We start from the raw sequence: 19,389 nt of genomic DNA on the forward strand, positions 1-19,389 counted from the left end.
TTAATAAATTATATTTTACAAACTATTTAAATCGATAGAAAAAATGGCAGATTTGAAACAATTCGCAGAACAATTAGTTAACTTAACAGTTAAAGAAGTTAACGAATTAGCAACAATATTAAAAGATGAGTATGGTATCGAGCCTGCTGCTGCAGCTGTAGTAGTTGCTGCAGGTGGAGGAGATGCTGGTGCTGCTGGTGCTGAGCAAACTGAATTTACTGTAGTATTAAAAGATGCTGGTGCTTCTAAATTAGGAGTTGTTAAAGCGGTTAAAGAATTAACTGGTTTAGGTCTTAAAGAAGCTAAAGATTTAGTTGATGCTGCTCCTGCAAATGTAAAAGAAGCAGTTTCTAAAGACGAGGCTGAAGGTCTTAAAAAATCTTTAGAAGAGGCTGGAGCTGTAGTTGAGCTTAAATAAGCTAACTTAAGTTTTAAGAACTAGGTTTAGGTCTTGAGTTAACCCTCAAAGACCTAAACCATTTTTCGTATAATAAAATTATATCCAGTTTTATTATCATATTAGTTTAATATACGAAAAAAATTTATCATCGTTACGAAGAAATTAGCATCCGTGTTTGAATAACCCAACCGCTAAAGAGATGTATCGATTTTAATAAAGAAAGTATTCATTAAACAGTGTATTCACACAACAAATTACTTTTTTTTAATCAAAATTTTGTCCATTGATGATAACAAATCAGACTGAAAGATTGAATTTTGCCTCAACCAAGAATATACCCCAATATCCAGACTTTTTGGATATTCAGGTAAAGTCTTTTAAAGATTTCTTCCAACTAGAAACGAAATCAGACGAAAGAGGCAACGAAGGTCTATATAACACCTTCATGGAAAATTTTCCAATCACCGATACAAGAAACAACTTTGTACTCGAATTTTTAGACTATTTCGTAGATCCGCCAAGATACTCTATACAAGAATGTATAGAAAGAGGTTTAACTTACAGTGTGCCTCTTAAAGCGAGATTGAAATTGTATTGTACCGATCCGGAACACGAAGATTTTGAAACTATTGTACAAGATGTTTATTTAGGAACAATTCCCTACATGACTCCAAGTGGTACATTTGTAATCAATGGAGCAGAGCGAGTGGTCGTTTCTCAATTGCATCGTTCTCCGGGAGTTTTCTTTGGCCAATCTTTCCATGCCAATGGAACTAAACTATATTCTGCCCGTGTTATTCCTTTTAAAGGTTCATGGATAGAATTTGCTACCGATATCAATAACGTAATGTATGCGTACATTGATAGAAAGAAAAAATTACCTGTAACTACTTTATTCCGTGCAATCGGTTTCGAAAGAGATAAAGACATTCTTGAAATCTTTGACCTGGCCGAAGAAATTAAAGTTTCTAAAACAGGACTAAAAAAATACATCGGACGTAAATTAGCAGCTCGTGTTTTGAATACATGGCATGAAGATTTCGTAGATGAAGATACAGGTGAAGTAGTTTCTATTGAAAGAAACGAAATCATCTTGGATCGTGATACCATTATCGATAAAGATAACGTGGAAGAAATCATAGATTCCAATGTAAAATCTATTTTGTTACATAAAGAGGATAACAACCAAGCAGATTATGCTATTATCCACAATACGTTACAAAAAGATCCAACCAACTCAGAGAAAGAAGCCGTTGAGCACATCTATCGTCAGTTGCGTAATGCTGAACCGCCTGATGAGGAAACCGCTCGTGGTATTATAGATAAATTGTTCTTCTCAGATCAACGTTACAACTTAGGTGAGGTAGGTCGTTACAGAATGAACAAAAAATTAGGTTTGGATATCCCAATGGAAAAACAAGTGTTAACCAAAGAGGATATCATCACAATCGTGAAATATTTGATCGAATTAATCAACTCTAAAGCAGAGATTGATGATATTGATCACTTATCAAACCGTCGTGTTAGAACCGTTGGTGAACAACTTTCTGCACAATTTGGTGTAGGTTTGGCTCGTATGGCCCGAACCATCCGCGAAAGAATGAACGTTAGAGATAACGAGGTATTTACACCTATCGATTTGATTAATGCTAAAACATTATCATCGGTTATCAATTCTTTCTTTGGTACCAACCAGTTATCTCAATTTATGGATCAAACCAATCCTTTGGCTGAGATTACACATAAAAGAAGATTGTCTGCCCTAGGACCAGGTGGTCTTTCAAGAGAAAGAGCCGGGTTTGAGGTACGTGACGTTCACTACACACATTACGGTCGTTTATGTCCGATTGAAACTCCTGAGGGTCCAAACATTGGTTTGATCTCCTCTTTAGGGGTATATGCCAAGGTTAACGGTATGGGATTCATTGAAACACCTTATCGTAAAGTAACCAATGGAGTTGTAGATTTGACATCAGAACCTATCTATTTAAGTGCAGAAGAAGAAGAAGGGAAAATGATTGCTCAGGCAAACATTGAAATGGACAATAGCGGAAAAATTACTGCCGATAAAGTAATTGCCCGTGAAGAAGGTGACTTCCCGGTAGTAGAACCCAATGTGGTTCATTATACCGATGTTGCTCCAAATCAGATTGCTTCGATTTCTGCTTCATTAATTCCATTCTTAGAGCATGATGATGCGAACCGTGCTTTGATGGGATCAAACATGATGCGTCAGGCCGTACCTCTTTTACGTCCTGAATCACCAATTGTTGGAACCGGTCTTGAAAGACAAGTTGCCTCTGATTCCAGAGTATTAATTAATGCAGAAGGAAATGGAGTAGTAGAGTATGTTGATTCTGAGAAAATCACCATCAAGTATGATCGTACAGATGCAGAAAGAATGGTGAGTTTTGATCCTGATGACAAAACCTACCAATTGATTAAATTCCAAAAAACAAATCAAAGTACTTGTATTAACCTTAAACCTATTGTAAGAAAAGGGGATAGAGTTACAAAAGGCCAAGTGCTTTGTGAAGGATATGCAACACAAAACGGTGAATTAGCAATCGGTAGAAACCTTAAAGTAGCATTCATGCCATGGAAAGGTTACAACTTCGAGGATGCGATTGTGATATCTGAAAAGGTAGTTCGTGATGATATTTTCACTTCAATTCATATTGATGATTATTCATTAGAAGTTCGTGATACCAAGTTAGGAAATGAAGAATTGACGAATGATATTCCAAACGTTTCTGAAGAAGCTACCAAAGATTTGGATGAAAACGGTATGATTAGAATTGGAGCCGAAGTAAAACCCGGCGATATTCTTATCGGAAAGATTACTCCAAAAGGAGAATCCGATCCAACTCCGGAGGAAAAATTATTACGTGCGATTTTTGGAGACAAAGCCGGTGATGTAAAAGATGCTTCTTTAAAAGCTTCTCCATCATTACATGGTGTAGTATTAGATAAAAAATTGTTTGCAAGAGCTGTAAAAGATAAGCGTAAACGAACAAAAGATAAAGATGATTTGGCTTCATTAGAAATGGAATTTGAAGTGAAGTTCAATGAGTTGAAAGATAAATTAGTTGATAAATTATTCAACATCGTAAACGGCAAAACGTCACAAGGTGTTATGAATGACTTAGGGGAAGAAGTTTTACCAAAAGGTAAAAAGTATACCCTTAAAATGCTTAATGCCGTTGAAGACTTTGCTCATTTAACCAAAGGACAATGGGTTGCAGATGACGAAACTAATGTATTGGTTAACGATTTGATTCACAATTATAAAATCAAATTAAACGATTTACAAGGAGCTCTTCGAAGAGAGAAATTTACAATCACTGTTGGAGATGAATTACCAGCCGGTATCTTAAAATTAGCTAAAGTTTACATCGCTAAGAAACGTAAATTGAAAGTGGGTGATAAGATGGCAGGACGTCACGGAAATAAGGGTATTGTGGCTCGTATCGTAAGAGATGAGGATATGCCTTTCTTAGAAGACGGAACGCCTGTGGATATTGTATTGAATCCTCTTGGGGTACCTTCTCGTATGAATATCGGTCAGATTTATGAAACCGTATTAGGATGGGCAGGTATGAACTTGGGTCAAAAATATGCCACTCCAATTTTTGACGGAGCTTCGATTGATCAAATTAATGAATTAACTGATAAAGCTGGAATTCCAAGATTTGGTCACACCTACTTGTATGATGGAGGTACCGGAGAACGTTTCCACCAACCTGCAACTGTTGGAGTAATCTACATGTTGAAATTAGGTCACATGATTGACGATAAAATGCACGCACGTTCTATCGGTCCGTATTCACTTATTACACAACAACCATTGGGTGGTAAAGCACAATTTGGTGGTCAGCGTTTTGGTGAAATGGAGGTTTGGGCTCTTGAGGCATACGGTGCTTCAAGTACTTTAAGAGAAATTTTGACGGTTAAATCGGATGATGTAATTGGAAGAGCCAAAACTTACGAAGCTATCGTAAAAGGTGAACCAATGCCAGAACCAGGGTTGCCGGAATCTTTCAACGTATTGATGCACGAATTGAAAGGTCTAGGTCTCGATATCCGATTAGAAGAATAATAGTGTTGTTTCAAGTTTCAGGTCTCAATTTTTTGAAACCTGAAACTTAAAACTTGAAACAAAATGAACAAAATTTATTGACTATCATGAATAATAGAAATAAAGATAAAAATACCGTAAAAAGGTTTAACAAAATTTCAATCGGATTGGCTTCACCAGAATCTATGTTGGCCGAGTCAAGAGGAGAAGTTTTAAAACCCGAAACCATTAATTACAGAACTCACAAACCCGAACGTGATGGTTTATTTTGTGAGCGAATTTTTGGTCCCGTAAAAGATTATGAATGTGCTTGTGGCAAATACAAAAGAATTCGCTACAAAGGAATTGTGTGTGACCGTTGTGGGGTTGAAGTAACCGAAAAGAAAGTTCGTCGCGACAGAGTAGGGCACATCAATTTGGTAGTTCCAATTGCTCATATTTGGTACTTCCGTTCTTTGCCAAACAAAATTGGTTATATTTTAGGATTACCTTCTAAGAAATTAGATATGATTATTTACTACGAAAGATACGTAGTAATTCAAGCCGGTATTGCCAAGAATGTTGACGGAGAACCGTTAGAAAAATTAGATTTCTTAACTGAAGAAGAGTATTTAAATATTCTAGATACCCTTCCAATGGAAAACCAATATTTAGATGATAACGATCCAAATAAATTCATTGCCAAAATGGGTGCTGAATGTATTATGGATTTATTAGCCAGAACAAATTTAGATGAATTATCATTCGAATTACGTCATGCAGCTAATAACGAAACATCTAAACAAAGAAAAACAGAAGCTTTAAAACGTCTTCAAGTAGTTGAGTCGTTCCGTGAAGCTAATGAGAACAGAGAAAATCGTCCGGAATGGATGATTTTGAAAGTAATTCCGGTTATTCCACCAGAATTACGTCCTTTGGTTCCTCTTGATGGTGGACGTTTTGCAACTTCAGATTTGAATGATTTATACCGTCGTGTAATCATCCGAAACAACCGTTTGAAAAGATTAATGGAGATTAAAGCTCCTGAAGTAATCTTACGAAACGAAAAACGTATGTTGCAAGAGGCTGTTGATTCATTGTTTGACAACACGCGTAAAGCTTCTGCTGTAAAAACAGAATCAAACCGTCCGTTGAAATCACTTTCGGATTCCTTAAAAGGAAAACAAGGTCGTTTCCGTCAAAACTTATTAGGAAAACGTGTAGACTATTCTGCTCGTTCGGTAATTGTTGTAGGACCGGAATTGAAGTTGTATGAATGTGGTTTACCTAAAGATATGGCTGCCGAATTGTACAAACCATTCGTTATTCGTAAGTTAATCGAAAGAGGAATTGTTAAAACAGTTAAGTCGGCCAAGAAAATAATTGACAAAAAAGAGCCTGTAGTATGGGATATCCTTGAAAATGTAATCAAAGGTCACCCAGTATTACTTAACCGTGCTCCTACGTTACACCGTTTAGGTATTCAAGCATTCCAACCTAAATTAATTGAAGGAAAAGCGATTCAGTTACACCCATTGACATGTACGGCGTTTAATGCCGATTTCGATGGTGACCAGATGGCGGTTCACTTACCATTAGGACCAGAAGCTATTTTAGAAGCACAATTATTAATGTTAGCTTCTCACAATATCTTAAACCCTGCAAATGGTGCGCCTATCACAGTTCCTTCTCAGGACATGGTTCTTGGTCTTTACTACATGACTAAAGAGCGTTTATCAACTCCTGAGCACAAAATTTTAGGTGAAGGATTAACTTTCTATTCTGCTGAAGAGGTAAACATCGCTTTAAATGAAGGAAAATTAGAGTTGAATGCTAGAGTTAAAATTAGAGCAAAAGACTTTAATGAAAACGGTGAATTAGTTTATAAAATTATTCAAACAACTGCTGGTAGAGTATTATTTAACGAAGTAGTACCTGAAGCAGCTGGATATATCAATGAGGTATTAACTAAGAAATCATTACGTGATATTATTGGTAAAATCTTAGCGGTAACTGACGTTCCTACAACTGCTGCTTTCTTGGATAACATGAAAGATATGGGGTATAAGTTCGCATTCCGTGGAGGTCTATCATTCTCATTAGGTGATATTAGAATTCCGGAACAAAAAGAGAAATTAATCGCTGATGCTCGTGAGCAAGTAGAAGCAATTTCGATGAACTATAGCATGGGTCTTATTACTAATAACGAGCGTTATAACCAAGTTATTGATATCTGGACTTCAGCTAATGCGCAATTAACAGAGTTAGCAATGAAAAATATCCGTGAAGACCAACAAGGTTTCAACTCGGTATATATGATGCTTGATTCTGGAGCAAGGGGTTCTAAAGAACAGATTCGTCAGTTAACCGGTATGCGTGGTTTGATGGCTAAGCCCAAAAAATCAACTGCCGGAGGTGGTGAAATTATTGAAAACCCTATTCTTTCTAACTTTAAGGAAGGTCTTTCGATCCTTGAGTACTTTATTTCTACTCACGGTGCTCGTAAAGGTCTTGCCGATACCGCTCTTAAAACGGCCGATGCAGGGTACTTGACTCGTAGATTACATGACGTATCTCAAGATGTTATTGTTAACTCTGTTGATTGTGGTACGTTACGTGGTATAGAAGTAACAGCTTTAAAGAAAAATGAAGAAGTTGTAGAAACACTAGGCGAAAGAATATTAGGGCGTGTAGCGTTGCAAGATGTTATCAACCCGCTAAACCTTGAAGTTTTGGTTCACGGTGGTGAAGAAATCACGGAGTCTATCATGAAAGCTATAGAAGCTTCTCCGGTAGAAAAAGTAGAAGTGCGTTCTCCATTAACTTGTGAAGCTGAGAAAGGTATTTGTGCCAAATGTTACGGTAGAAATTTAGCTACCGGTCAAATGACTCAAAAAGGAGAAGCTGTAGGTGTAATTGCAGCACAATCTATTGGTGAACCCGGTACTCAGCTTACACTTCGTACGTTCCACGTTGGAGGGGTAGCAGGAGGTATGTCGGAAGAATCTAGTATTGTAACACGTTTCAAAGGAAGACTAGAAATAGACGATTTGAAAACCGTTAAAGGTGAAGATGCCGAAGGAAATTCAATCGATATTGTTATTTCACGTTCAACTGAATTGAAATTGGTAGACGAAAATACAGGTATTGTATTAAATACTCACAATATCCCTTATGGGTCTACTATTTTCGTTAAAGACGGACAATCTGTAGATAAAGGAACTACTATCTGTAAATGGGATCCTTATAACGGGGTTATTATTTCTGAATTTACTGGTAAAATTGCTTATGAAGATTTAGAACAAGGTCAATCTTTCCAAGTTGAAATTGATGAGCAAACCGGCTTCCAAGAGAAAGTAATTTCGGAAGGAAGAAACAAAAAATTAATTCCAACTTTATTGATTTACGGTAAAGACGGAGAGTTAATTAGAAGTTATAACTTACCGGTAGGGGCTCACTTAATGGTAGACGATGGCGAGAAAATTAAAGCAGGTAAAATTTTAGTTAAAATTCCACGTCGTTCATCAAAAGCAGGAGATATTACCGGAGGTTTACCAAGAATTACAGAGCTTTTAGAAGCACGTAATCCTTCAAATCCTGCTGTAGTATCCGAAATTGATGGTGTGGTTTCTTTTGGAAAAATAAAGCGTGGTAACAGAGAAATTATTATCGAATCTAAGTTTGGTGAAGTTAAAAAGTATTTAGTAAAACTTTCCAACCAAATTCTGGTTCAAGAGAATGACTTCGTTAAAGCGGGAATGTCACTTTCTGATGGGGCAATTACTCCAGAAGATATTCTTAGAATTCAAGGTCCATCTGCTGTTCAACAGTATTTGGTAAATGAAATTCAAGAGGTTTACCGTTTACAAGGGGTAAAAATTAATGACAAACACTTTGAAGTTGTGATTCGTCAAATGATGCGTAAAGTACGTGTTGAAGATCCGGGAGATACTCTTTTCCTTGAAGAGCAATTGGTTCATACAAAAGATTTTATCATCGAAAACGATAAGCTTTTCGGTATGAAAGTAGTTGAAGATGCCGGTGATTCTGAACATTTAAAACCGGGTCAGATGGTTACACCAAGACAGTTGAGAGATGAAAACTCATTGTTAAAACGTGAAGATAAACAATTGGTAGTTGCCAGAGATGTAATTACAGCAACAGCAACACCAGTGCTTCAAGGTATAACAAGAGCTTCGTTACAAACGAAATCTTTCATATCTGCAGCTTCTTTCCAAGAAACAACTAAAGTATTAAACGAAGCAGCAGTAGCTGGTAAAGTAGATTCTTTAGAAGGTTTGAAAGAAAATGTAATCGTGGGTCACAGAATACCTGCCGGTACCGGTATGAGAGAATATGACAATATCATTGTGGGTTCGAAAGAAGATTACAATGAGTTAATGGCTGCAAAAGAAGAATACAATTATTAATCATTATGAGCGATAACCAATCACAAGGGCAAATAAACATTGAGTTAGATGAAACTATAGCAGATGGAATTTATTCCAATTTAGCTATAATCAATCATTCGGCTTCAGAGTTTGTTTTGGATTATGTTACTTTAATGCCGGGCGTTCCCAAAGCGAAAGTTAAATCCAGAATTATTTTAACTCCACAGCATGCCAAAAGATTATTAAAGGCATTAGGAGAAAATATTCATCGCTTTGAAATGGCTCATGGTGAAATTAAAGACTCAGATCAGCCACAGATTCCTCTAAATTTTGGTCCAACGGGTCAAGCTTAAATTAAATAAATACAAGACTCCTCAAATTGAGGAGTCTTTTTTTTATTGACTAATTTTCTTACCCTCAACTTAATTTTAAATTAGTATTTTTACCCCATATAATTAATACATGGTAGATGTATAGAAATATTATCAAAAGAATTTTTGATTTTCTTTTTTCTTTTTTGGGATTGATTTTTCTCACTCCTATCTTTATTATCTTAACTTTTTTATTATTCTTGTCTTATAAAGGCAACCCCTTTTTCCTTCAGAAAAGACCCGGCTTAAAGGGAAAAATATTTACCATAGTGAAATTTAAAACTATGAATGATAAAAAGGATTTGAATGGCAAATTACTTCCCGATGCCGAACGTCTTACAACCATAGGTTCTTTTGTTAGAAAAACGTCTTTGGATGAGATTCCACAATTGTTCAATGTTCTTGTAGGTGATATGAGTTTAATTGGACCTAGACCTTTATTAACACATTATCTTCATTTGTATAATGATTTTCAAAACAGACGTCATGAAGTAAAGCCGGGTATTACGGGATGGGCACAAGTAAATGGGAGAAATGCTATTTCGTGGGATCAAAAATTTGAATACGATGTGTGGTATGTTGATCATATTTCTTTTACTTTAGATATGAAAATCCTTTTTAGAACGGTTTTAAAGGTTTTAAAAAAGGAAGGTATAAATGCTGCCGATGCAGCCACAATAGAACCTTTTAATGGAAACTAAGATTGTATTATACGGAGCAAGTGGTCACGGAAAAGTGATTGCAGATATCCTTAATTACCAAAAGGATATAGAATTAATTTTTATAGACGATTCGCCTAAATTAGAAAATGTACTTCAATTTCCGGTTTTCAATAGAAATGCTCTAAATTTAGATACCCATAGTCAACTCATAATTTCCGTAGGTAATAATAGAGTTCGTAAAAATATTGTATCAAGACTTCAAGTTTCATACGCTAGAGCAATTCATCATTCTGCTGTGATATCTTCCTATTCCACTGTAGATGAAGGTACTGTAGTTATGGCTGGGGTATTGGTAAATCCAAATGTTAAGGTAGGTAAGCATTGTATTTTAAATACAGGTTCTATAATTGAACATGATTGTTTGATTTCCGATTTTGTACACGTATCTCCAGGAGTCTCTCTTGCCGGAAATGTCAGTATCGGAGAAGGCACTCATGTAGGGATTGGTAGTACTATAATTCAAAATGTTACCGTAGGTAAATGGGCAACCATTGGTGCCGGTGCTGTAGTTTTAAAAGATGTTCCGGATTATGCTGTGGTTGTAGGTAATCCCGGTAAAATAATAAAATTTAATTCAATTCAGTAAATGGAGTTTTCAAAAATTTGGTTGTCATCACCTCATATGGGAGGAACCGAACAAAATTATATAGCCGAAGCATTTCAAACCAATTGGGTGGCACCTTTGGGACCCAATGTTACGGGTTTCGAATCGGATTTAGAACAGTATTTAGGTGCAGATAAATTTGTAGCAGCCTTAAGCTCGGGTACTGCTGCTATTCATTTGGGTCTTATTCTTTTGGGTGTAAAAGCCGGAGATGAAGTAATTTGTCAAAGTATGACTTTTTCTGCATCGGCTAATCCCATATTGTACTTGGGAGCTACTCCGGTATTTGTTGATAGTGAAATTGATACATGGAATATGTGTCCTAATGCTTTAGAAGAAGCTATTAAAGATAGGTTGGCAAAGGGTATTAAACCCAAAGCAATTGTAGCTGTACATCTTTATGGAATGCCTTTTCAAGTTGAAGCTTTACAAGCCCTATCTGAAAAATATGAAATTCCAATTCTTGAAGACAGTGCAGAAGCTTTAGGTAGTTCATTCAAAAATCAAAAGTGTGGTACTTTTGGAACGTTAAGTGTACTTTCTTTCAATGGAAATAAGATCATAACCACATCCGGAGGAGGAGCATTAGTTGTCCCTCATAAAGAATTAAAAGAAAAAGCTGTTTTTCTGGCTACCCAAGCTCGAGATAATGCTCCGCATTACCAACATAGCGAAATAGGTTACAATTATAGACTAAGTAATATTTGTGCCGGTATTGGAAGAGGTCAAATGGAAGTCTTAGACAGTCATGTCAAACAAAGAAGAGCCATGCATGAATTTTATGTTTGTTTGTTTGAAAAGCAGGATTATGTTAAGGTTTTTAATGAGCCAAATTCTGATTTTTATTCAAATCATTGGTTAAGCTGTATAGTTTTTGAATCCAACCCAAAACAACATAGCTCAACCCAATTACGTGAATTTTTAGATCGATTTTCAATTGAATCCAGACCCCTTTGGAAGCCTATGCATTTGCAACCCATCTTTGAAAAGTATCCTTATTTTGGGGGTAATGTTTCACAGAAATTGTTTGAAAATGGACTCTGTTTGCCTTCGGGTTCCAATTTAACGGATGAGGATAGAGTTCGAATAAAAGAAAAAATAAATGATTTTTTATTTTAAGATTTTTTTAAGATTTTATAATTAGTATATTTACTCGTTTATTTGACTAACTCTAAATTTTGAAACCAAAGTATCAATTTGCAAAAGATTTAAGAGGCTTGTTTTCTAATATAAGATTAGATTTTAGCTTTAAAAACCTAGGGTATTTACCTCGATGGGTGGTACTTCTTTTGGATGTTTTTATTGTAGTTTTTTCCGGAATTGTAACCTTTTTACTCCTTAGCGGAATTAAACTAAACTACATAAATGAAAAATACTATGCTATAGGTTCAATACTATATTTAACAGTAAACATTCTTTATTTTTGGATATTTAGAACCTATTCCGGAATCATTAGGCATTCTTCTTACATTGATGCATTAAAGATTTTCTTTTCTCAGTCGTCAACCCTAATTACCTTTGTTGTTGTCAATTTTATTACAGTTTTAAATAACAGCGAAAAGATATTTTTAAACACTGGAATCTTCATTCATGCCGTACTGTCATTTAGTTTGTTGTTTTTTTATCGCGTTGTAGTAAAACAAGTTTTTGAAAGGTATTTCAACGCAGTAAATGACACTAAAAAAGAGAAAGTTTTAATATACGGTACCGATGCGAATGCTATTGCAGTAGCCAATGCTTTAAAATCAGAAGTCCCGCAACGTTTCAAGATTATTGGTTTTATTGATAAAAAAAATCAAAACAATACCAAAAGAATACTTGATTTGCCCATTTTACATCTTAAAAGACGTATTCCGGTAATTATGCGACTTTACAAATCGGAAGCTTTAATTATAGCCGATAAAAGTTTGAACAAAGAAGAACGCTCTCAAATTGTTGAAGAATGTTTGGAATACAATTACAAAGCTTACACAATACCCCTTGTGGCCGATTGGGAAGATAAAAATGAAATTTCTAAAAACATCAAAAATTTTGAAATTCAAGATTTACTCGAACGCAAGCCTATAGTTTTAGATACTAAAGGGATTTCTTCACAATTGCAAAATAAAAAAGTTATGATTACCGGTGCAGCCGGTTCTATTGGAAGCGAGATCGTAAGGCAAGTATTGAGTTTTAAACCGGATACCTTAGTTTTAATTGATCAAGCTGAAACTCCACTTCATAATTTGTCTATAGAAATTGCACAGTTGAATCAGTTTGTACAAGTAAAAACTATAATTGGTGATATTCGGAATTACGAATTTTTAGAACATTTATTTAAGATTTTTAAACCCGATGTTGTATATCATGCAGCGGCCTACAAACATGTGCCTTTGATGGAAGATAATCCGGCACAAGCCGTTTTTACAAATATTCAAGGTACAAAAAACCTTGCCGATTTAGCTCTTGAGTTTGGAGTAGAAAGGTTTGTGATGATTTCTACAGATAAAGCAGTTAATCCTAGCAGCGTCATGGGGGCGAGTAAAAGAATTGCAGAAATGTATGTACAATCCCTTCATTTTAAAAACCGAAAAAAATCTTCTGATACGTACACTAAATTTATAACTACAAGATTTGGTAATGTTTTGGGATCAAATGGTTCGGTAGTGCCTCTTTTTACTAAACAAATTCAAGAAGGCGGACCTATAACGATAACCCATCCAGAAATAATAAGGTATTTTATGACCATTCCCGAGGCATGTCAATTGGTGCTGGAGGCTGGTGCTATGGGATGTGGAGGTGAGATTTTTATTTTTGATATGGGTGAGCCGGTTAAAATTATTGATTTAGCCAAAAAAATGATTCGTTTAGCGGGGTATATTCCGGACAGAGATATAAAAATAAAAATTGTAGGTTTAAGACCCGGCGAAAAATTATTTGAAGAACTTCTTAATGATACAGCCAAAAATTTAGCAACACACAATGAGAAAATTATGATTGCCGAAGAGGTTTGTGAAGATCATGAAGTTGTAGCTGATTTAATTGAAGATTTGATAATTTCTGCTCATTTAAAGTCCAATCAGATTATAGTATCGAAAATGAAAAAAATTGTTCCTGAGTTTAAAAGTATGAATTCTGTATTTCAAGAACTTGATATTCGATAATCTATAAATATTAACAATTAAAACTATATTTGCCCAAAATACTAACCCAATATTTTCATGAAAAATAATTCTCTATTCCTCATTCTGTTTGCAAGTATCCTTTTTTCCTGCGTGCCTGCCAAGGATGTAGTTTATTTTCAAGGTATTGATAATGCAAATTCTACAGCGTCTGTTAATTATGAACCCGTTATAAAAGCGGATGATATTTTGTATATAAATGTTTCAACACTAGATCCCAAGGCAGCAGAACCTTTCAATCTAGGAAATACAGAAGGCCAAGGTACCGGTGGAGCAGGAGGCGGTGTGCAACTTCAAAGATTGACTTATTTAGTTAAAAATGACGGTACAATTCAATTTCCCGTTTTAGGTACGCTCAAAGTTGGTGGTTTAACAAAAGCCGAAGTGACTCATATGGTTTCATCCCGAATTTCAGAATTTGCTAAAGATGCAGTCATAAATATACGAATAATGAATTTTAAAATTTCGGTTCTAGGTGAGGTAAATTCTCCGGGTTCTTTTGTCATAACCAATGAAAGAATTACAATTCCGGAAGCTTTGGCGTTAGCTGGAGATATGACGTTGTTTGGTAAAAGAGAAAATATCTTATTAATCAGAGAAGTACAGGGGGTCAAATCAACTTTAAGACTGGATATGACAAATCCCGAAATTATAAATTCGCCCTATTATTATTTAACGCAAAACGATGTACTGTACATCGAACCCAATAAACGTAAAATAAATTCAACTGCAATAGGTCCGAACATCTTGGCAGGAATTTCTATTTTAGGTTTTGCTATAACTACAGTGCTTTTGTTAACCAAGTAATTTCTCATGCAAAATAGTAATCCTATTAAAGAAACTTCGGAAATCATTGATTCCAAAATAAATTTATCTGAACAAATCTTTCGATATCTCAAAAATTGGAAATGGTTTGTTTTAAGTGTTTTCTTATGTTTGTCAATTGCCTATATTTATTTGAGATATCAAATAACACAATACGGACTAACTACCACAATACTCATTAAAGATGATAAAAAAGGAGGAGCTTCAGAGTTAGACGCCTTTAGTGATTTGGGAGTTTTAGGGGTTAAAAAAAGTAATTTGGAAAATGAAATCCAAATCTTAAAATCCAGAACTTTATCTCAAAATATTATCAAAGAACTTCGTTTTAATGTTTCGTTTTTTGCTGAAGGAAGAATTATAACTCCCGAGCTTTACCATAATTCTCCCATAAATATTGAGTTTGAAAAAGACAGTTCAGCATTTGTGAATTCAAATGCTACTTTTTACTACAGTCCAATTGATCAAGACTTTTTTGAATTGGCCGATGCCAACAAGGAAAATGTTAAAAAATATAAGTTTGGTTCTTTTTTTGAGACCAAATTGGGTAAAATGAGGGTTGTAAAAACAGCCAAACACGCCAAAAACGACAATACTATAATTATAAAAATAGCACCTATTAATGCTGTTGCGGCCTCCTACCAAGGAAATCTTAAAGTAGCACAAATGGGAGATCAAACCAGTATAATTCAATTATCTGTAGTTGACCCTTTGCCTCAAAAGGGAATTGATTTTCTAAATACCGTTGTTTTAAAGTTCAATCAAGATGCATTGGCCGACAAAAATCTTATTGCCAAAAATACTCAAGATTTTATTGATGAAAGACTCGGTATAATCACAGGAGAACTTGATACCGTTGAACGGTATGCTGAACGTTTTAAGAAAGAAAATAGATTAACAGACTTAACTTCAGATGCCGGTTTAAATTTATCAACATCATCAGAATATGAAAAAGCAATTGTAGAGAATGGTAAGGAACTTAAAGTGATTGAATTTATGCTTAATTCAATTGCCAATTCCTCATTAGATCAAACCATTCCTTCAAATATTATCCCAAGTGGTGGCTCGGCAACCTTAATTAATGAGCATAATGTTTTGGTTCTTGAACGTTTGAGATTTTTAAAAAATGTTTCCCCAAATCATCCTTCTGTAGCTACTTTTGACCAACAAATATTAGGTTATAAATCCAATATAAAAGAGAGTTTAAAAAATTTAAAAAACTCTTTACTCATTGAAAAAGGCCAATTGCAAATGCAAGAGTCCAAATACAATTCAAAAGTAACCCAAGTACCCACTTTAGACCGGAAATACAGAACCATAGATAGACAACAAAACATTAAAGAGGCTTTGTATTTGTATTTAAGACAAAAACAAGAAGAAACGGCCATTTCCTTAGCTGTTACTTCACCCAAAGCCAAGGTGATTGATGCGGCTTATTCTATTGGAGTGGTGGCTCCAAATAAGTCAAATATTTATCTAATAGCCTTATTCATTGGCTTGTTTATACCGCTATCTATTATTTATATTATCCAACTTCTTGATACTAAAATACATTCGAGAAACGATCTTGAAAAATACCTAAACTTACCCTTTTTGGGTGATATCCCTTTGTCTGAGTCGAGTGACGAAGTGATGACATCTGATAGTAGATCAAGTACAGCAGAGTCGTTCCGTATTCTGTTGACCAATTTAGATTTCATGTTGGCCAATACAACTCACAATCAAGCCAAAACAATCTTCGTTACCTCTACTATCCCAAAAGAAGGAAAAACGTTTATTGCTGTAAATATTGCTAGTACTTTGGCTCTATACGGTAAAAAAGTATTACTTATTGGAATGGATTTAAGACACCCCAAAATTTCTGAATACATTTCTATCGATAACAATATTGGTTTGAGTAATTACCTTTCAAGTGATAAATTGGCTGTGTCTGACATTATTCATAAACAACCTGGTTCAAAAGATTTTTGGGTAATGCCATCCGGAATTATCCCCCCAAATCCTGCCGAATTATTGAATACAGGAAAAATTGCAGAGTTGTTTGAAACTCTCAAAAGCCAATATGACTATATCGTAGTTGATACAGCTCCGGTTAGTTTAGTTACCGATACATTATTGGTTAGTAGGTTTGCTGATGTTTTTATCTATATTGTCAGGGCTAACTACCTTAAAAAGCATTCGTTGGTAATTCCGAAAGCCTTACATAAAGAAAATAAGTTACCCAATATGGCCTTAATTTTGAACGGTACCGATCCTCAAAAAACCTACGGTTATGGCTACGGCTATGGCTATGGCTATGGTTATGGCTATGGCTATGGTTATGGTGTAGAATTAGATAAGTCTGCTGAGCCTTGGTACAAAAGATGGTTTAAACGTTAGAATTTAAATAATTGGTTGTTTTGAAATGCTAGCTCAAGAGGTTCGATGGCCTTGATAGTTATAGGGTTGTAAAAAGCTTGGGCATGTTTTTGATGATGGATATCAGAACCAACAAAATCAATGAAGTCGTTTTCGAGAAGTTTTTGAGCCTGTTTTGAAACGATTTCTCCATAATATCCGGTTGTGGATAGTAAATTTAGCTGAAAAAGGCAGCCTGCTTTTTTCAGCTTTTTATATTCTTCAAAGCGTGAATAGTAAAACAAATAGCGTTCTGGGTGGGCTAATATGGGTTTGTAACCGGCTACTTGAACTTCATAAATTAGATCGTACAATTGTGCCGGTGGAGCTAAATAGGACATTTCTACCAAAACGTAAAAATCTTTTACAGTTAAAAGTTTTTCGGAATGAATGTTTTGAAAAAAAGAAGCATCCATCATGTATTCTGCGGCAGTATGTAAAGGGATTGTTAGGTTAATTTCGTTCAAGTGCTGTTTTACTTTTTCGGTTACCTCATTGATTTTTTCCGGCGTGTTATTCCATAGATTTGCAATAACATGTGGGGTTGTGGTAATGGGTCCAAAACCTAAAGTTTTCATGGTGTGAATAAGCTCAACGGTCTCGGCAAAAGATTTAGAACCATCGTCTAATCCCGGAAGGATATGCGAATGGATATCCGCAAATTCATCCGGTATGAATGAGGCTAGTGAAGGTTTTTTTTTCTTGAAAAAAATCAAAGCAGTGTTTTGGAATTAGCTAACAAATTAGAGTAAAGATAGTTAAAACCCTTTTTTAATCCATTTCTGAGGTAAAAAATAGTTTCACCGTTGGAAATTTACTTTGCGTCATTTGAATGGTAAACTCAGAATCGGCTAAGAAAACCAATTGACCGTATTTGTCATGAGCTAAGAACTTTTGTTTGATTCGCTTAAATTCGGCAAATTCACTGTTTTTGGGATCTTCCGGTTTTACCCAACAGGCTTTGTGTGCCGGAAAGTTTTCATAGTTGCATTTGGCTCCGTATTCGTGTTCCAAGCGGTACTGAATTACTTCATATTGCAGAGCCCCTACCGTACCAATTACTTTACGGTTGTTCATTTCCAATGTAAAAAGCTGTGCAACGCCTTCATCCATAAGTTGGTCTACTCCTTTTTCGAGTTGTTTGGATTTGAGCGGATCGGCATTATTGATGTATCTGAAATGTTCCGGCGAAAAACTGGGTATTCCTTTGAAGCTCATGAGTTCACCTTCTGTGAGAGTATCTCCAATTTTAAAGTTTCCGGTATCGTGTAGTCCTACAATATCGCCGGGATACGAAATGTCTACAATTTCTTTACGCTCTGCAAAAAAAGCATTGGGGCTCGAAAATTTTAGAGCTTTGTTTAATCTCACGTGTGTGTAGGGTTTGTTTCTTTCAAAAGTACCCGATACAATTTTAACAAAGGCCAAACGGTCGCGGTGTTTGGGGTCCATATTGGCGTGGATTTTAAATACAAATCCCGACATTTTGGTTTCAGTGGGTTCTACGGTTCTGGAATCAGAATCTTTGGCTCGTGGAGAAGGAGCAATTTCAATAAAACAATCCAATAATTCACGAACGCCAAAATTGTTTAAAGCCGATCCGAAAAAAACCGGTTGTAGCGTTCCTTCCAGATATTCTTCTCTGGAGAAAGGTGGGTAGACTTCGTCTATTAATTCGAGTTCCTCTCTGAGTTTTTCTGCGGCTTTGCTACCAATAATTTTTTCCAATTCGGGATTGTGAATGTCTGAAAACGCAATGGTGTCTTCGATGTTTTTTCGACTGTCTCCACTAAAAATATTGATGTTTTTTTCCCAAAGGTTGTAAATGCCTTGAAAATCATACCCCATGCCTATAGGAAAGCTCAAAGGAGCTACTCGTAATTTCAGCTTTTTCTCTACTTCATCCATTAGGTCAAAAGCGTCTTTTCCTTCACGATCCAATTTGTTTATAAAAACAATCATAGGGATATTTCGCATGCGACAAACTTCAACCAATTTTTCGGTTTGTTCTTCCACCCCTTTGGCTACATCTATCACCACTATAACGCTATCTACAGCAGTTAGGGTTCTGAATGTGTCTTCGGCAAAATCTTTATGTCCCGGAGTATCTAATATGTTGATTTTTTTATCCTTATAATTAAAAGCCAAAACCGATGTGGCTACCGAAATACCTCTTTGGCGTTCAATTTCCATAAAATCGGATGTAGCTCCTTTTTTGATTTTATTGTTTTTTACGGCACCGGCTTCTTGAATGGCCCCACCAAAAAGCAGAAGCTTTTCTGTGAGTGTTGTTTTTCCGGCATCGGGATGCGAAATAATACCAAATGTGCGTCTTCTTTTAATTTCTTCTGTAAAACTCATAGCTCATGTATAGGGTGTGCAAAAATAGTATTTATTGCCCAAAAATGGGCAAACTATTTTCGTTAATAAATTTTTGTTAATAGTGTGGGCTATACTTGTATAA

The 19,389-nt window shown here is 35.5% G+C and carries 12 protein-coding genes; 10 read left to right on the forward strand and 2 right to left on the reverse strand.

What is annotated here, in order from left to right:
* Positions 1 to 43: 43 nt before the first annotated feature.
* The 10 genes from rplL (at position 44) to V7M80_RS07595 (ending at position 16,907) form a co-directional block, all read left to right on the forward strand.
* Positions 44 to 418, forward strand: a complete 375-nt coding sequence (rplL, locus tag V7M80_RS07550) for a 50S ribosomal protein L7/L12 (RefSeq protein WP_333695174.1) — start codon at positions 44 to 46, stop codon at positions 416 to 418.
* Between the two features lie 268 nt (positions 419 to 686).
* A complete protein-coding gene (gene rpoB / locus V7M80_RS07555) occupies positions 687 to 4,499 on the forward strand; it encodes a DNA-directed RNA polymerase subunit beta (RefSeq protein ID WP_333695175.1) in 3,813 nt (1,270 codons plus the stop codon).
* 86 nt (positions 4,500 to 4,585) lie between these two features.
* Positions 4,586 to 8,887: a DNA-directed RNA polymerase subunit beta' gene (gene rpoC, locus V7M80_RS07560; protein WP_333695176.1), complete on the forward strand. Its 4,302-nt coding sequence runs from the start codon at positions 4,586 to 4,588 to the stop codon at positions 8,885 to 8,887.
* 5 nt (positions 8,888 to 8,892) lie between these two features.
* Complete coding sequence (locus V7M80_RS07565) at positions 8,893 to 9,201, forward strand: DUF3467 domain-containing protein (RefSeq protein WP_333695177.1); 309 nt, start codon at positions 8,893 to 8,895, stop codon at positions 9,199 to 9,201.
* A 116-nt stretch (positions 9,202 to 9,317) separates the two neighbouring features.
* Complete coding sequence (locus V7M80_RS07570; RefSeq protein ID WP_333695178.1) at positions 9,318 to 9,920, forward strand: sugar transferase; 603 nt, start codon at positions 9,318 to 9,320, stop codon at positions 9,918 to 9,920.
* Entirely contained in the window at positions 9,910 to 10,527 is a 618-nt protein-coding gene (locus tag V7M80_RS07575) for an acetyltransferase (RefSeq protein ID WP_333695179.1), read from the forward strand. Before V7M80_RS07570 ends, V7M80_RS07575 begins: the two co-directional genes overlap by 11 nt.
* Positions 10,528 to 11,664, forward strand: a complete 1,137-nt coding sequence (locus V7M80_RS07580; protein WP_333695180.1) for a DegT/DnrJ/EryC1/StrS family aminotransferase — start codon at positions 10,528 to 10,530, stop codon at positions 11,662 to 11,664.
* A gap of 59 nt (positions 11,665 to 11,723) precedes the next feature.
* A complete protein-coding gene (locus tag V7M80_RS07585; protein ID WP_442902346.1) occupies positions 11,724 to 13,688 on the forward strand; it encodes a polysaccharide biosynthesis protein in 1,965 nt (654 codons plus the stop codon).
* 57 nt (positions 13,689 to 13,745) lie between these two features.
* Entirely contained in the window at positions 13,746 to 14,513 is a 768-nt protein-coding gene (locus V7M80_RS07590; protein WP_333695181.1) for a polysaccharide biosynthesis/export family protein, read from the forward strand.
* A gap of 6 nt (positions 14,514 to 14,519) precedes the next feature.
* Entirely contained in the window at positions 14,520 to 16,907 is a 2,388-nt protein-coding gene (locus V7M80_RS07595; protein ID WP_333695182.1) for a GumC family protein, read from the forward strand.
* Here V7M80_RS07595 and V7M80_RS07600 read toward each other — a convergent pair.
* Positions 16,904 to 17,641, reverse strand: a complete 738-nt coding sequence (locus V7M80_RS07600; RefSeq protein WP_333695183.1) for a tyrosine-protein phosphatase — start codon at positions 17,639 to 17,641, stop codon at positions 16,904 to 16,906. The genes V7M80_RS07595 and V7M80_RS07600 overlap by 4 nt on opposite strands.
* A 55-nt stretch (positions 17,642 to 17,696) precedes the next feature.
* Positions 17,697 to 19,286 carry a peptide chain release factor 3 gene (locus V7M80_RS07605; RefSeq protein ID WP_333695184.1) on the reverse strand — a complete coding sequence of 530 codons (1,590 nt, stop codon included), beginning with the start codon at positions 19,284 to 19,286 and terminating at the stop codon, positions 17,697 to 17,699.
* Between the last annotated feature and the right edge of the window lie 103 nt (positions 19,287 to 19,389).

The sequence above is a fragment of the Flavobacterium sp. genome (assembly GCF_036759525.1).
GTDB lineage: Bacteria > Bacteroidota > Bacteroidia > Flavobacteriales > Flavobacteriaceae > Flavobacterium.

Excerpts from the sequence above, each read along its gene's own strand:
- rplL (WP_333695174.1), top strand. The coding sequence starts at position 44 with ATGGCAGATTTGAAACAATTCGCAGAACAATTAGTTAACTTAACAGTT.
- rpoB (WP_333695175.1), top strand. The coding sequence starts at position 687 with ATGATAACAAATCAGACTGAAAGATTGAATTTTGCCTCAACCAAGAAT.
- rpoC (WP_333695176.1), top strand. The coding sequence starts at position 4,586 with ATGAATAATAGAAATAAAGATAAAAATACCGTAAAAAGGTTTAACAAA.
- V7M80_RS07565 (WP_333695177.1), top strand. The coding sequence starts at position 8,893 with ATGAGCGATAACCAATCACAAGGGCAAATAAACATTGAGTTAGATGAA.
- V7M80_RS07570 (WP_333695178.1), top strand. The coding sequence starts at position 9,318 with ATGTATAGAAATATTATCAAAAGAATTTTTGATTTTCTTTTTTCTTTT.
- V7M80_RS07575 (WP_333695179.1), top strand. The coding sequence starts at position 9,910 with ATGGAAACTAAGATTGTATTATACGGAGCAAGTGGTCACGGAAAAGTG.
- V7M80_RS07580 (WP_333695180.1), top strand. The coding sequence starts at position 10,528 with ATGGAGTTTTCAAAAATTTGGTTGTCATCACCTCATATGGGAGGAACC.
- V7M80_RS07590 (WP_333695181.1), top strand. The coding sequence starts at position 13,746 with ATGAAAAATAATTCTCTATTCCTCATTCTGTTTGCAAGTATCCTTTTT.
- V7M80_RS07595 (WP_333695182.1), top strand. The coding sequence starts at position 14,520 with ATGCAAAATAGTAATCCTATTAAAGAAACTTCGGAAATCATTGATTCC.
- V7M80_RS07605 (WP_333695184.1), bottom strand. The coding sequence starts at position 19,286 with ATGAGTTTTACAGAAGAAATTAAAAGAAGACGCACATTTGGTATTATT.